Consider the following 15,242-nt stretch of genomic DNA (forward strand, 5'->3'; position numbering starts at 1 on the left):
TCTTCTTTTCAGTTTTAACAAATAATTAAAGGCTAAAATAATTTGAAAACTAACTTTTGATTTATATCTTTGAGCTTTACAATAAAAATGAACACAATTTTAAATCATACTTGGTGGTGGAACTCTCGAAACTCAATCTTCGTGAACTAACGCTATACGTATTATTTAAGTAACTATACAAAAAGGCTTGTCATTCACGACAAGCCTTTTTTTTATTTATTTCTGAACTAGTTTCAGAAAACATAAAACAAAATTAATAATATCTCTAAAAAATGGAGATACTGAAATAAATTCAGCATAAAAATGAAAACATTCAGTTTATACACACATTACAAAAAAATATTAGCAGATACCATTACTCCTGTTAGCATCTATTTAAAAATTAGAGATAAATATCCTAATAGTATTTTGTTAGAAAGTAGTGATTATCACGCCAACGATAATAGTTTTTCTTACATCTGCTTTAATCCAATTGCTTCAATAAAGGTTGACGACAAAGCAATTACACAAACATTTCCTGATGGTAGTGAGATGAAAAACAAAGTACGCAATGTAACAGAAATGATACATAAGTTTACCAAGCGCTTTAAAGTAAAGTCGGACGAAGATTTTAAGTTTATAAACAACGGGATATTTGGTTATACAGCCTATGATGCTGTTAAACACTTTGAAGATGTAGAAATCTCTAAAAAACCAAATTCATTAGAGATTCCTGACGTATACTATGCAGTTTACCAAAATATAATTGCCATAAACCACTTTAAAAACGAAGCCTACATTTTTGCCCATTGTTTTGAAACCGAAAACAATATAGACGAAATCCTACAACTTATTAGCTCTAAAAATTTTGCATCATATAAGTTTACCACAAACTCAGAAATCCAATCAAACCTGACAGATGAAGAGTATAAAGATCAAGTCGAATTAGCTAAACAACACTGTGCAAGAGGTGATGTTTTTCAGTTAGTATTGTCTAAAAAATTCTCTCAAGAGTTTAAAGGTGACGAGTTTAACGTCTATCGTGCCTTACGCAGCATAAACCCATCTCCTTATCTATTTTACTTTGATTATGGCGATTTTAAAATTTTTGGAAGCTCACCAGAAGCACAATTAGTAGTTAATAACGGTCAAGCCGAAATCCACCCAATTGCCGGAACTTTTAAAAGAACCGGAAACGATGAAGATGACCAAAAACTAGCTAAACAATTAGCCGAAGATGATAAAGAAAATGCAGAACACGTCATGCTTGTGGACTTAGCAAGAAATGATTTAAGCAGACATGGTAGCGAAGTTAAGGTAGTAACTTACAGAGAAGCACAATTTTTTTCTCACGTCATTCACTTAGTTAGTAAGGTTACCGGAAAAGTACACGACAAAACACCAACAATGCAAGTCGTTGCAGACACCTTTCCTGCAGGAACACTAAGTGGTGCACCTAAACATAAAGCCATGCAACTTATTGAAAAATATGAAAAAACTAGCCGAGCCTTTTATGGTGGAGCAATTGGTTTTATGGACTTTGATGGTAATTATAATCACGCAATTATGATTAGGACCTTTATGAGTAAAAACCATCATTTACATTGGCAAGCTGGAGCAGGTCTAGTATCTAGATCAAACCCAGAAAGCGAGTTACAAGAAGTATATAATAAATTAGGAGCATTAACAAATGCTATAGAATTAGCCAAAGAGATATGAAAGTTTTAGTAATAGATAACTACGACAGCTTTACTTATAACTTAGTTCACTACCTAGAGGACTTAGATTGTGAAGTTACCGTAAAAAGAAACGACAAATTAACCTTAGACGAAGTCGAAGCTTTTGATAAAATTGTACTTTCTCCAGGTCCTGGAATTCCTGACGAAGCTGGTTTACTAAAAGCAATAATCAAAACTTATGCTCCAACTAAAAGTATTTTAGGCGTATGTTTAGGTCAACAAGCTATAGGAGAAGTTTTTGGCGGAAGTTTAATAAATTTAGACAATGTATATCATGGCGTATCAACAAATGTAGATATTGTGGTTGATGACGAAGTGTTGTTTAAAAATATGGATAAAACTATTGAAGTGGGACGTTACCATTCATGGGTTGTAAATCCTAACTTACCTGAGGTTTTAGAAGCTACATCCTTTGACCAAAATGGGCAAGTTATGTCTTTAAGACATAAATTTTACGACGTAAGAGGTGTGCAATACCATCCAGAAAGCGTACTAACACCTAACGGAAAACAAATATTAGAAAACTGGATTAAGAGTTAATATGAAACAAATACTAAACAGACTAATTAATCAAGAAAGCATTACTGCGGAAGAAGCCAAATACTTATTAGTCAATATATCTGAAGGCGTATATAACCAAAGTCAAGTGGCCTCCTTTTTAACGGTTTACATGATGCGAAGTATAACTCTTGAAGAGCTTCAAGGCTTTAGAGATGCGCTATTAGAATTATGTATTCCTGTAAACTTATCAGAATTTGACCCAATCGATTTATGCGGAACTGGAGGTGACGGAAAAGACACGTTTAACATTTCTACATTATCTGCTTTTGTAACTGCAGGAGCTGGTGTTAATGTTGCAAAACATGGTAATTATGGTGTATCATCAGCTTCTGGATCTTCCAATGTTATGGAAGCTTTAGGTATTCATTTTTCTAACAAAACAGATTTTTTAAAATACGCCTTAGAAAAAGCCGGAATTTGTGTATTACACGCACCTCTGTTTCATCCAGCTATGAAAAACGTTGCGCCAATCCGAAAAGAATTAGGCGTTAAAACCTTTTTTAATATGCTAGGACCAATGGTAAATCCAGCATTTCCAAACAATCAAATGGTAGGTGTATTTAGTTTAGAGCTACAACGCATTTACGGATACTTATACCAAAATACGGATAAAAATTATAGTATTGTTCACGCTTTAGATGGTTATGACGAAATTTCATTAACAGGAAATACAAAGATAATTTCCAATACATCTGAAACCATATTACACCCTTGCGATTTAGGTCTTAAACATCTTGAACAATCTGACTTATTTGGTGGAAACACAGTTAAAGACGCAGCAAAAATATTTAAAAACATTATAAATGGTGAAGGTACAGACGCACAAAACAATGTGGTTTGCGCTAATGCAGGTTTAGCTATTGCTACAGCTAAACAAATATCACATTTAGAAGGTTTTGAACTTGCTAAAGAAAGTTTAGAAAGTGGACGTGCAAAAATAAGTTTAGAACGTTTAATAGAATTAAGTAAGTAATGGATATTCTAACCAAAATAGTTAACGACAAACGTATTGAAGTTAACTTACGCAAGCAGTTAATACCAATCAAACAATTAGAACACTCTATTTTGTTTGAACGCGAGACTGTTTCACTTGCAAAAAAATTAAAAGCAAGCAATACAGGTATCATTGCAGAGCATAAAAGACGTTCGCCTTCAAAACAAGTCATTAATCACGATTTAAATGTCTTTGATGTAGCTAAAGGTTATGAAGATGCTGGTGTTTGCGGAATGTCTGTTTTAACCGACGGAAAATATTTTGGAGGAAGCCTAGACGATTTACTAACCGCAAGAGCAAGTTGCAATTTACCTTTATTAAGAAAAGAGTTTATTATAGACAGTTATCAAATTATTGAAGCCAAAGCTTATGGTGCAGATGTTATTTTACTGATTGCAGCTATATTAACTAAAGAAGAAATAAAGACATTTTCAGAACTAGCTAAAAGTCTAAATCTAGATGTGCTTTTAGAAGTTCATAATGAAGCCGAATTACATAAATCAATAATGCCAAGTCTTGATATGCTTGGTGTTAATAATCGTAATCTAAAAACCTTTGAGGTTAGTTTAGAGACTAGTAAGCAATTAAGCGATTTAATACCTAACGATTTTGTTAAAGTATCAGAAAGTGGAATAAGTAGCATTCAAGCTATAAAAACATTACAACCATACGGTTATAAAGGCTTTTTAATTGGTGAAAATTTCATGAAAACCAAAAACGCTGGTGAAAGTGCCAAACAATTTATTAAAACATTAAACAACTAAGACTATGAAATTAAAAATATGCGGAATGAAAAATGAGAACAACATCCTAGATGTTGCAGATCTTAATCCAAATTATATGGGTTTCATTTTTTACGAAAAATCATCTCGTTATTTTAATGGAGTTATTCCAGAATTACCAGAAAGCATCAAAAAAATTGGAGTCTTTGTTAATGCTACTTTTGACTATATAAAAGGTAAAGTAGACAAACATGATTTACAAGGTGTTCAGCTTCACGGTCAAGAATCTCCAGAATTATGTCAACAATTAAAAGACTTAGACATCACAGTAATCAAAGTGTTTTCAATAAAAAATCAATTCGATTTTTCGGTTTTAGAACCTTATGAAGCGGTTTGTGACCATTATTTATTTGATACCAAAGGAAAAGAACCTGGAGGAAATGGCTACACCTTTAATTGGAATGTATTAAAAAACTATCCATCTTCTAAACCCTATTTTTTAAGTGGCGGAATTGGGTTAAAAGAAATGGATGCTATACTGTTATTTTTAAAAAGACCTGAATCTTACTTATGTTTTGGATTTGATGTTAACAGTAAATTCGAAACAGCAGCAGGCTTAAAAGACACAACAAAACTTAACGATTTTAAACAAAAATTGATAGCACACAATTATGAGTTTTAATATTAACGACAAAGGATATTACGGAGACTTTGGAGGTGCATACATCCCAGAAATGCTATATCCAAACGTAGAAGAGTTACGTCAAAATTATTTAAAAATAATGGCAGAACCTTCTTTTAAAGAAGAGTTTGACCAATTATTAAAAGATTACGTCGGACGTCCTTCTCCACTCTATTTTGCAAAACGTTTAAGTAATAAATACAATACTAAAATCTATCTTAAACGTGAAGATTTAAACCATACAGGAGCACACAAGGTTAATAATACTATTGGTCAGATTTTAATGGCACAACGTTTGGGTAAAACACGTATTATTGCCGAAACTGGTGCAGGACAACATGGTGTTGCCACAGCAACTGTATGTGCTTTAATGGGAATGGAGTGTATCGTGTACATGGGAGAAATTGACATTGCACGTCAAGCACCAAATGTTGCCAGAATGAAAATGTTAGGCGCAGAAGTACGTCCAGCACTATCAGGCAGTCGTACCTTAAAAGACGCAACAAACGAGGCTATTAGAGATTGGATTAACAATCCAATAGACACACATTACATTATTGGTAGTGTGGTTGGACCACATCCTTATCCAGATATGGTTGCTCGTTTTCAAGCGGTCGTATCAGAAGAGATCAAATGGCAACTAAAAGATAAAGAAGGTACAGAAAAACCAGATTACGTTATAGCCTGTGTTGGAGGTGGTAGTAATGCTGCTGGAGCTTTTTATCATTATTTAGACGATACAGATGTTAATCTTATAGCTGTTGAAGCAGCTGGAAAGGGGATTTATTCTGGAGAAAGCGCTGCAACTTCTGTCCTTGGTAAAGAAGGTATAATTCACGGAAGCAAAACCCTATTAATGCAAACGCCAGATGGACAAATTACAGAGCCTTATTCCATTTCAGCAGGATTAGATTATCCAGGTGTTGGACCAATGCATGCTAACTTGTATACTACAGGTCGTGCAGAGTTTATATCTATCACAGACGATCAAGCCATGACAGCAGGATTAGAGTTAAGTCAATTGGAAGGGATTATTCCTGCAATTGAAAGTTCGCACGCTTTTGCAGTATTTGATTACAAAAAGTTTAATCCAGACGACGTAGTCGTGATTAATTTATCAGGACGTGGTGATAAGGATTTACAAAATTATATAGATTATTTTAAACTGTAATATTTGGGCGTTACCACAAGGGTCAGGCTTTCAAGGCTCGCTCTCTGCGAGGAGCTCAGACAGACCTTTCAATCCTTAACGCGAGAAAATGTAATAGTTTACAGTTAGAAAAACTGACGAGATTCTAAAACAAGTTAAGATTGACGTAACGTTATAACAAATTAAGCCACAAACATAACGTCATACTGAACTCGATTCAGTATCACACAAGTAAAAGAAAAAATAGTAACCTAGTCCCTGTATCTCATAGTAATGAAAACAAGTTACACTTACATAATCACTAATAAGTACAGAACAACATTTTATGTAGGCGTAACAGCAGATTTAAATAAGAGAATCACTGAACATCAAAATGGAACTGGTTCGGTGTTTACAAAAAAGTATAATTTAAAAGATTTGATTTACTACGAAATATTTACCGATATTAATCAAGCTATATTGAGAGAAAAGCAAATTAAAAATTGGAAAAAGGAATGGAAACTAAATTTAATTAAAGAACAGAATCCAACCCTAAAAACACTAATAATGTGAATCTGAAACAGGTTCAGATTGACGTAACTTAGTAACTAAGTAGATTACAAACATAGCGTCATACTAAACTCGTTTCAGTATCACACTAGAAAATAAAAATGACATAATAAACACTGCAATTGGTACACTAAAATAATGTGAATCTGAAACAAGTTCAGATAGACGTAACTTAGTAACTAAGTAAATCACAAACATAGCGTCATACTGAACTCGTTTCAGTATCACACAAGAAAAGAAAAGGTCATGAACAACCAAGTTATAGAAACACCAAATAATGTGAATCTGAAACAAGTTCAGATTGACGCAACTTAATAACAAAGTAAACCACAAACACAACATCATACTGAACTCGTTTCAGTATCTCACAGGGAACAAAAAATAAATTCATTTAAAAATGAACAGAATAAATCAAAAACTAAAAGAAGACAAAAAGCTATTAAGTATATACTTCTCTGCAGGTTACCCAACATTAAACGATACCGTTTCAATAATTCAAAACCTTGAACAAAACGGAGTTGATATGATTGAAATTGGACTTCCATTTAGCGATCCTTTAGCAGATGGACCAACAATACAAGCCAGCTCAACACAAGCTTTAAAAAATGGAATGACAACAGACACGTTATTCTCTCAACTTAAAGATATCAGAAAAACAGTTTCAATTCCTTTAATAATCATGGGTTATTTTAATCCTATGTTACAATATGGTGTTGAGGCGTTTTGTAAAAAATGTCAAGATATCGGTATTGATGGTTTAATAATTCCGGATTTACCTGTAGATGTTTACAACGAGCAATACAAAGCTACATTTGAAAAATATGGTTTAATAAATGTCTTTTTAATTACACCACAAACAAGTGTAGAGCGTATTAATTTTATTGACTCTATTTCCAATGGTTTTATCTATATGGTAAGTAGCGCAAGTGTTACAGGAAGTAGCTCTGGTTTTGGAACAGAACAGACAGATTACTTTAAACGTATTGCAGACATGAAGCTTAAAAACCCACAGATAGTAGGTTTTGGTATTTCGGACAATACTACATTTACGCAAGCCACAACATACGCTAAAGGCGCAATTATTGGTAGTGCATTTATAAAGCATTTAACTAAACATGGTAATACCAATATTGACAGTTTTACAGATTCTATTTTAAAATAAAATTCAAATATGGCTGCAATTACGTTTAGAGAAGCAACTTTGGAAGACAAACCAAAATTATTACAATTTGAACAACAATTAATTGCTAATGAACGTCCATTTGATTCCATTTTAAAAGAAGATTGCACGTATTATGACTTAGATTATTTAATACAATCTAATGAAGCAAAGTTAATTGTAGCCACAGCTAATAACCATTTAATAGCATGTGGATACGCCAAAATTATTAAAGCTAAACCCTATCATACCATTGATACATATACTTATATGGGTTTTATGTATGTAGATCCAGATTTTAGAGGTCAAGGTATTATCCAAACTATTATTGAAGATTTAAAACAATGGTCTATTAGTTTAAAAATCTTTGAAACTAGATTAGAGGTTTACAGTGATAACGAGTCTGCAATAAAAGCGTATCAAAAAAAAGGCTTTATAAACAGGATGATTGAAATGAAAATGAAACTTAAGTAGCTTTTTAAGAGAGTTTAACACTTAGACGCAATACTTTAACTAAGCCTTGTGAGACAATTACATAAATAAATAGTATCTTTATTTTGAACCAAAAAAACAATAAATTATGGGAATGATAAAAGATAGAAAGAAATTTGAAACAACGGTTAGACAAACAAATCCAACAAATCCAACCGCAAACACAAAGTTGGAAACTAATGATTTTGATATCGATAAGTCGACAATCAAAAAACAGCAAAATAAAACCAATAGCTAATCCAAATTAGCCTATTTATTAAATGCCTATTCAGTATATTTGAATAGGCATTTTTTTATAAAATTACATGAAACTACTTAACGACTTTAGACTAATTGTACTACTCTGTTTAACGCTAGGATTAGCACCTTTTTTTCCAGAACCTCATATTTGGGGTAAATTACAATGGATTGCTGGAGGCGCAAAAGGCATGAAATTAATGGATTGGTTTGATGTGCTTTTACATGGATTCCCTTGGGTACTTTTAATTAGAGTAACAATTGTAAAACTAACAACAAGATCCAATGCTTAATATTGTTTTAATAGAACCAGAAATACCAAATAACACAGGTAACATTGGCAGATTAGCACTAGCTTCCGGAAGCACGTTGCACTTAGTAAAACCTTTTGGTTTTGAGCTAAGTGACAAACGTTTAAAACGTGCTGGATTAGACTACTGGAAACATTTAAACGTAGTGATGTACGACTCGGTTGATGATTTTTTTGAAATAAATAAAGATGCCAATTTTGCATTTTTTTCCAGTCATGGCACAAAATCGCATTGGGACATTCCTTTTAAAGACAATCAATTTTTAGTTTTTGGAAAAGAATCCGTTGGACTAGGAAACATAATTATAGAAAAACACAAAGAATCACTATATAAAATACCTTTATACAGTGAGCATATAAGAAGTTTAAACTTGGCTAATTCTGTTGGAATTATTGTGTATGAAGGCTTAAGAAAACTACAACAATAACTTATGGATTCAAAAAAAAGTAAAATAATTAAATCACTTTCAGAATACGCTCAAATTGCAATAGGTATACTATTGGCAAGTATTGGTTTAAAAGCCTTTTTACTGCCAAATCGCTTCTTGGATGGAGGTGTCACCGGAATTGCGTTATTGATAAGCAGATTAGTTGATATAAACATCTCTTTATTATTGGTTGTACTAAGTATTCCGTTTTTAATTATTGGTTATTTTACTGTTTCAAGACGTATTATTTTAAAATCTATTATTAGTATTATTGGATTAGCACTATTTATTCATTTTGAAAACTTCGAAATAATTACCGAAGACAAGTTTTTAATATCCATTTTTGGTGGTTTATTTTTAGGAGCAGGAATTGGCATTGCCATTAGAAATGGATCTGTTTTAGACGGATCAGAAATTTTAGGTGTATTTATTAACGACCGTTTTGGAATTAGTATAGGAAAAGTCATCCTACTTTTTAATGTCATATTATTTACTATCACAGCTTTTGTTATTTCTAAAGAAATAGCCATGTATTCCATACTTACTTATATTGTAACTGCTAAAGTTACTGATATGGTTATTGAAGGATTTGAGGACTTTATTGGCGTATCCATTGTCTCTAAAGATTACGAAAAGATTAAAGTCGCTATTATAAAAGAACTTGGTGCTGGAATGACCATTTACAAAGGAAAAAAAGGGTTTGTAAATAAAAATGAAAACGAAGAATTAGATATTATCCACACTATTATTAATCGTATAGACATTAAAAAAATGTACCGAATTATATCTAATATAGATGATGATGCTTTTATTGTTGAATTTGATGTAAATAACGTTAAAGGAGGTGTATTAAGACGCTATTTAGATCGGAAAAAGGGAGAAAAACTAGCAAATTTTTTGTCGCAAAATCCTTTTTAAAAACTATTTATTTTTCTTTAAATAGCTTAAGTACATATTTTCTACCTTAGTCCTAGCCCAAGGTGTACGACGCAAAAATTTAAGACTAGATTTAATTGATGGATTGTCTGTAAAGCACTTAATTTTTACAACATGACCCATATATTCCCAACCATAATGCGATTGCAAATCTGTTATGATTTGTTCTAACTTTATACCGTGTAAAGGATTATTCTTTTGTGTTTCCACTAAATGTTTTCTATTAAGCTTTTAATTTTGACTGCTTTTTCAAAATGATTCAATTGGTGTGTTTGTATCCACCAAGTTGCTGCTTCCATTAATAACTCTGGAGTATCATTTTTATTTTTAAAAAAAGCATAAAAAGAGACACCAACAGCGTCTCCTTTTTGTGCTATTTTTTTATTACAAACTTCAATTATTTTATCTTTTAAGTCAATAGTCATAACTTATAATTAATTAACGTCTACTGTCGCTGTTTCTACTTTTCGATTTAGCTCTAGATCTATTACGACCACCTGAGTTAGAATTGGTATTACCTCTAGATTTACTTTTTTCGCCTTTAGGCTTATTATTTCTAGGCTGTCTGTTTTGTCCTGGTTTAATAGGAACTGTCGACGCATTTGGATCTGGTTCAAAACCTTCTAAAATTTCAACTGGTAGTTTCATACCAATTAACTTTTCTATATCGCGTAAAAAAGTAGTTTCGTCTGCACTAACCAAACTTATTGCTTCTCCATTTGCTCCTGCACGACCTGTACGACCAATACGATGTACGTAATCTTCAGAAATATTAGGAATTTCAAAGTTAATAACGTGAGGTAATAATGGTATATCTAGTCCTCGAGCAGCAATATCTGTTGCTACTAACACGCTTACACTTCCGCTTTTAAAACCAGCTAAAGCTTTTGTACGTGCACCTTGACTTTTATTACCATGTATTGCAGCTGCTTTAATACCAGCTTTAATCATTTTTTCTACTAACTTATTTGCACCATGTTTGGTACGTGTAAAGACTAATACCTGTTTCCAGTTACCATCTGTAATTAACTTAATAATTAAGTCAGTTTTTTTACCTTTTGCTACTCTAAATATTTTTTGTGTAATAGCATCAACGGTTGTATTTTCTGGTGTAGCTTCTACTTGTACTGGACGATTTAAAATCCCATTTGCTAGTTTTCTAATGTCTTTAGAGAATGTTGCCGAGAACATTAAGTTTTGTCTCTTATCAGGCATAAGCTTCATGACACGTTCTATATCGCGTAAAAAACCCATATCTAACATACGGTCAGCTTCATCTAAAACAAAAATTTCGACACGTTTTAAAGACAATAATCCTTGACTTTCTAAATCAATTAAACGACCTGGAGTAGCGACCAATACATCAATACCTTGACGGATGGTTGCTGCTTGTGGCTTTTGATTAACTCCTCCAAAAATAACAGCACTACGTAAGTTTAAAAACTCACTATACTCTTTTACATTAGCATATACTTGTGCTGCTAACTCACGTGTTGGCGTTAAAATTAAAGCACGAATAGGTCTATATTTTTCTTTCGGGTTTTCCGATAATATATGTAATAAAGGCAGTGTAAAACCTGCAGTTTTTCCTGTACCTGTTTGTGCAGAAGCTAACACATCATGACCTTGTAATACTGGCGGAATGGCTTTTGCTTGAATTGGACTTGGTGTAGTGTATCCTTTTTTACTAATTGCTTTTAGTAAGGCTTCAGATAGGCCTAAAGATTGAAATGACATAAATACTGTTTATTGAGATAAACACTATTCAGTTAGGCTACCTCTTTTAATTTAGTGCAAAGGTACTGCTAAATTATGGTTTTAATATTTTTATTAGGTTTTGTTTGTGTTTTAGTGCATTTGCATTACTTAAAACAAAACAAAAATAGACTTACTTTATTTGCTTAATTAAAAAGTAAGTCTACGTAAAATTTAATCTATCAATCCTTTAACTGCATCAAAATCTAAACCTCCATAATTACCAGAACTCATTAATAACAAGGCTTTATTATCAAAGTTTTGCTTAAACAAAAAGTCTTTAAATGCTTCTGGATTGGTGTATATAATTAAATCTTCACGCTGAAAAGCATTGGCAATTTGCTCATGCGATACTTTATCTAATTTTTTTATTTCTACAGCATGTGGACTATAAAACACCACTGCTACATCTGCAGCATCTAATGCTCCTTTATATTCTTTTAAAAATTCGGCATTTAAACTACTATAAGTATGTAACTCTAAACAAGCCACTAACGTACGGTTTTGATATTGCTCTTTTACAGCGTTAGTAGTAGCTTCTACTTTACTTGGCGAGTGTGCAAAATCTTTAAAAGCAACACTGGTGTTATTTTCGGCAATTTTCTCTAAACGTTTACTTGCACCTTTAAAAGTAGAAATGGCTTCATAAAAATCGTCTTCATCAATTCCCATATGTTGGCAAATCCATTTGGCACCTGCTAAATTGTTTAGGTTATGTTTTCCAAAAACTTCGATTGGCATTGGACCTTCAGGAGTTTCTAATAACGTTTCGCCATCTTCCACAGTATAATCTGGTGTATGATAAGCAATCTTACGTATTGGATTTGCAGATGCTTCAACTACGCGCTTAACCTCTGCATCTTCTTCGTTATAATTTATGCTTCCTCCTTTTACAATACTATCTACAAAAATGCTAAACTGCTCTACATAATTTTCATAGGTAGGAAACACGTTAATATGATCCCAAGCAATTCCGCTTAACAAAGCAATATTTGGTTTGTATAAATGAAATTTTGGTCTTCTATCTATTGGGCTACTTAAATACTCATCACCTTCCAACACAATAAAGTCGTTATCATCGGTTAGTTTAACCATAACATCAAACCCTTCTAATTGTGCACCAACCATGTAATCTACATCACGATCATGGTAATGCATGACGTGTAAAATCATGGATGTTATTGTCGTTTTACCATGACTTCCACCAATAACCACTCTAGTTTTATGCTTAGATTGTTCGTATAAAAACTCTGGATAACTGTAAATTTTAAGTCCTAAATCTTGTGCTTTTAGTAACTCTGGATTATCTGCTTTAGCATGCATACCTAAAACTATGGCATCCAGATTATCACTAATTTTTTCCGGAAACCAACCAAATTGTTCTGGCAATAATCCCTTTGCTTCTAATCTAGATTTAGAAGGTTCAAAAATCGTATCATCACTTCCTGAAACTTGGTAACCTTTGTTGTGTAATGCTAATGCCAAATTGTGCATAGCACTTCCGCCAATAGCTATAAAATGTACTTTCATTATCCTAATTTTGTAGAGTAATCAAAGATAGTAATTGCTAACAAAAATAAGGGTTAGCAATTATCCTTTTTAAAATCTTTTTTTAGTTACTTACAGCAAATTAATTTGTGCTTAAATTATATTAAGGGTATTATTGTTATATAATTTTAGATATACCTTATGACTTCGGACACGTTCATTAACTTAATCAATAACCATAAAGCATTAAATTTACTTTTAAACGAGAAAGAAATCACGGGTTTTTCGGATTTTTCAAAAATTGATTTTGTTGATGATGCCTTTAAAACTCATATCGAAGACCAATATATTGAAAGCTTTAAAACCATTTACAACACTTATGCAGAGCAGTCTAATAACACTGCAAAAACAAATGCTTTTTTAAGGTCTATCCAATATTTAGCCACAAGAAAAGTAATTGATGTTGTTGCAATCCAGTACCATCCAGAACTAGTTAAAACTTTAGACGTTTTAAAACATGCTAAAGAAACAGTAGATAAAAAGCCAGAAAACTTTAATGTTCCGTTAGTTAAAAACGCTCTAAACGTTACTATTTTAAATATCTGTAACCGTTTGGACAGCTCTGAAATTATAAAAAAAGATAAAAATCAACTTATCGCTTATTGCTTATATATCTGTGATGTTTTAGAAGACATTAGCCCTAAACATCATAAAGATATTTATGTTGCTAGAGAGGACATTTTAAAATATCTCCAGAAAATAGATAGCTATTCTGCTTCAGAAAACCACATTTACTTAGCTTCAAAAAAAGAACAAAACAAAGTAACATTTAATAGTCAAAAACCAATATTAGAGAAAAAAGTTAAAAAACGTGGCGTTGGTTATTACGCATTAATTGCTGTAGGTATTGCCTATTTTTTATTTAAATTATTTAGACGCATGGGATAAATTTACAACCCTTGCTTAAACGTCTTAAACACATCAATACTTGGCAATTCGGCTATAGCCAAATCAATATATTTTTCAGCATTAGTAATGTCTTGCTTATGCTTATATATTTGCGCTAATCTGTAGTTTGCCCATGCTTTTGGAACACCATCTTTAGCTGAATAATTTTGGATATAAACTTTTAAACAACGCTCTCCTTTATCTAATTGCACGTTATAATCTGCACACACCTTCCCTATTTGATAATGCAAACTATTGCGTTGGTGTTTTATTTGTGCAGCTTCCAAATTAGAGACTGCTTTTTCTGGTTGCTTTTCTTTTTCGTAAAGCGCTGTTAACTTATCGTAACACGTTAAAGAGCCTCCAACTTTTATAGCCTTTAGGTAATATTCTTCTGCTAATTCTGGCTCGTCATCATATTCATAAATATAACCTTTAGCCAAATAACCATCTACCTTAGACAGATTTTCAAGCTCATTAGCGTACTTTAAAGATTTACTTTTACTTCCACCAATAATACCTGGTAATTGCATGTATAATTCTACCAAAGCCCAACGTGCTTCAATATGATTTGGGTCTAATTCTGCAGCTTTTAAAAAAGAGGATTTTACGTCTCCAATAATTCCTAAAGCAGAAATTTTACTTACAGACAAAGCCTTCATCCCTAAAGCGCCTCCTAATTTATAGTGGTAGTTTGCTGTATTAGGCTTAGTATTTACAAGCTTTTTATATTCTGCAGCAGCTTCATCCCATTTTTTTTGATGACCATACGCATCACCTAACAACTCAATAGCTTCTAGATTTGCAGAATGATAATTTACATAAGCATATAATTCTTGTTCTGCTTTAGCAAATTGTTTACTATCAATATAAGTCTTCCCTTTCTCTATTGAGGTCTGAGCAAAAATAGTTAACGGTAATAATAAGGTTACTAAAAATGATTTCATATTGAATGTTAAAGGTTTACAAAAATAGTATTCTCTTGGTATTGTTTTTGATTAATTTGGTTAAATATTATTTAACTTTAAATTTATCACTCGTCACTCATTGAAACGTTTACTTTACACATTTATGTTATTACAATCATAAAAAGCAAAGTACCTTGTTTAAAAA

General features: G+C 32.3%; 19 protein-coding genes. 14 read left to right on the forward strand and 5 right to left on the reverse strand.

Features of this window, described 5'->3' with window-relative positions; translation table 11 throughout:
* Positions 1-303: 303 nt before the first annotated feature.
* The 13 genes from M890_RS0111495 (at position 304) to M890_RS16100 (ending at position 9,920) form a co-directional block, all read left to right on the forward strand.
* On the forward strand, positions 304-1,698 hold the full coding sequence (locus M890_RS0111495; RefSeq protein WP_028283680.1) for an anthranilate synthase component I family protein: 1,395 nt from the start codon (positions 304-306) through the stop codon (positions 1,696-1,698).
* Entirely contained in the window at positions 1,695-2,258 is a 564-nt protein-coding gene (locus M890_RS0111500) for an anthranilate synthase component II (protein WP_028283681.1), read from the forward strand. The genes M890_RS0111495 and M890_RS0111500 overlap by 4 nt, the downstream gene beginning before the upstream one ends.
* A 1-nt stretch (position 2,259) precedes the next feature.
* Positions 2,260-3,252 (forward strand): anthranilate phosphoribosyltransferase, encoded by a 993-nt coding sequence (gene trpD, locus M890_RS0111505; protein WP_028283682.1) that lies wholly within the window; start codon positions 2,260-2,262, stop codon positions 3,250-3,252.
* Positions 3,252-4,037 carry an indole-3-glycerol phosphate synthase TrpC gene (gene trpC / locus M890_RS0111510; RefSeq protein WP_028283683.1) on the forward strand — a complete coding sequence of 262 codons (786 nt, stop codon included), beginning with the start codon at positions 3,252-3,254 and terminating at the stop codon, positions 4,035-4,037. Before trpD ends, trpC begins: the two co-directional genes overlap by 1 nt.
* A gap of 4 nt (positions 4,038-4,041) precedes the next feature.
* Positions 4,042-4,677 (forward strand): phosphoribosylanthranilate isomerase, encoded by a 636-nt coding sequence (locus tag M890_RS0111515; protein WP_028283684.1) that lies wholly within the window; start codon positions 4,042-4,044, stop codon positions 4,675-4,677.
* Positions 4,667-5,848: a tryptophan synthase subunit beta gene (gene trpB / locus M890_RS0111520; protein ID WP_028283685.1), complete on the forward strand. Its 1,182-nt coding sequence runs from the start codon at positions 4,667-4,669 to the stop codon at positions 5,846-5,848. The genes M890_RS0111515 and trpB overlap by 11 nt, the downstream gene beginning before the upstream one ends.
* A gap of 252 nt (positions 5,849-6,100) precedes the next feature.
* Positions 6,101-6,379, forward strand: a complete 279-nt coding sequence (locus tag M890_RS0111525; protein WP_028283686.1) for a GIY-YIG nuclease family protein — start codon at positions 6,101-6,103, stop codon at positions 6,377-6,379.
* 394 nt (positions 6,380-6,773) lie between these two features.
* Positions 6,774-7,538, forward strand: coding sequence for a tryptophan synthase subunit alpha (trpA, locus tag M890_RS0111530; protein ID WP_028283687.1), 765 nt, complete (start codon positions 6,774-6,776; stop codon positions 7,536-7,538).
* A gap of 9 nt (positions 7,539-7,547) precedes the next feature.
* Positions 7,548-8,009 (forward strand): GNAT family N-acetyltransferase, encoded by a 462-nt coding sequence (locus M890_RS0111535; RefSeq protein ID WP_028283688.1) that lies wholly within the window; start codon positions 7,548-7,550, stop codon positions 8,007-8,009.
* A gap of 106 nt (positions 8,010-8,115) precedes the next feature.
* Entirely contained in the window at positions 8,116-8,265 is a 150-nt protein-coding gene (locus M890_RS16865; RefSeq protein WP_191100390.1) for a hypothetical protein, read from the forward strand.
* 67 nt (positions 8,266-8,332) lie between these two features.
* On the forward strand, positions 8,333-8,557 hold the full coding sequence (locus M890_RS0111545; RefSeq protein ID WP_028283689.1) for a hypothetical protein: 225 nt from the start codon (positions 8,333-8,335) through the stop codon (positions 8,555-8,557).
* Positions 8,550-9,002, forward strand: coding sequence for a tRNA (cytidine(34)-2'-O)-methyltransferase (locus M890_RS0111550; RefSeq protein ID WP_028283690.1), 453 nt, complete (start codon positions 8,550-8,552; stop codon positions 9,000-9,002). Before M890_RS0111545 ends, M890_RS0111550 begins: the two co-directional genes overlap by 8 nt.
* A gap of 3 nt (positions 9,003-9,005) precedes the next feature.
* Positions 9,006-9,920: a YitT family protein gene (locus tag M890_RS16100; protein ID WP_036597511.1), complete on the forward strand. Its 915-nt coding sequence runs from the start codon at positions 9,006-9,008 to the stop codon at positions 9,918-9,920.
* 3 nt (positions 9,921-9,923) lie between these two features.
* On the opposite strand, the gene M890_RS0111560 is transcribed toward M890_RS16100, so the two are convergent.
* The 4 genes from M890_RS0111560 to M890_RS0111575 all read right to left on the reverse strand — a co-directional run bounded on the left by M890_RS0111560 (position 9,924) and on the right by M890_RS0111575 (position 13,223).
* Positions 9,924-10,148 (reverse strand): VF530 family protein, encoded by a 225-nt coding sequence (locus tag M890_RS0111560; protein WP_028283691.1) that lies wholly within the window; start codon positions 10,146-10,148, stop codon positions 9,924-9,926.
* The gene (locus M890_RS0111565) at positions 10,148-10,363 is read right to left on the reverse strand and encodes a DUF6500 family protein (protein WP_028283692.1); all 216 of its coding nucleotides are present in this window, start codon (positions 10,361-10,363) and stop codon (positions 10,148-10,150) included. Before M890_RS0111565 ends, M890_RS0111560 begins: the two co-directional genes overlap by 1 nt.
* Before the next feature lie 13 nt (positions 10,364-10,376).
* Positions 10,377-11,675 (reverse strand): DEAD/DEAH box helicase, encoded by a 1,299-nt coding sequence (locus M890_RS0111570; protein WP_028283693.1) that lies wholly within the window; start codon positions 11,673-11,675, stop codon positions 10,377-10,379.
* A 192-nt stretch (positions 11,676-11,867) separates the two neighbouring features.
* The gene (locus M890_RS0111575) at positions 11,868-13,223 is read right to left on the reverse strand and encodes a UDP-N-acetylmuramate--L-alanine ligase (protein ID WP_028283694.1); all 1,356 of its coding nucleotides are present in this window, start codon (positions 13,221-13,223) and stop codon (positions 11,868-11,870) included.
* A 159-nt stretch (positions 13,224-13,382) separates the two neighbouring features.
* Between M890_RS0111575 and M890_RS0111580 the strand changes: the two genes are divergently transcribed.
* The gene (locus M890_RS0111580) at positions 13,383-14,129 is read left to right on the forward strand and encodes a hypothetical protein (RefSeq protein WP_028283695.1); all 747 of its coding nucleotides are present in this window, start codon (positions 13,383-13,385) and stop codon (positions 14,127-14,129) included.
* 2 nt (positions 14,130-14,131) lie between these two features.
* Here the strand turns inward: M890_RS0111580 and M890_RS0111585 are convergent, their stop codons facing one another.
* Complete coding sequence (locus tag M890_RS0111585; protein WP_028283696.1) at positions 14,132-15,076, reverse strand: tetratricopeptide repeat protein; 945 nt, start codon at positions 15,074-15,076, stop codon at positions 14,132-14,134.
* Between the last annotated feature and the right edge of the window lie 166 nt (positions 15,077-15,242).

It is taken from the genome of Olleya marilimosa CAM030 (assembly GCF_000518485.1).
Taxonomy (GTDB): Bacteria; Bacteroidota; Bacteroidia; order Flavobacteriales; family Flavobacteriaceae; genus Olleya; species Olleya marilimosa.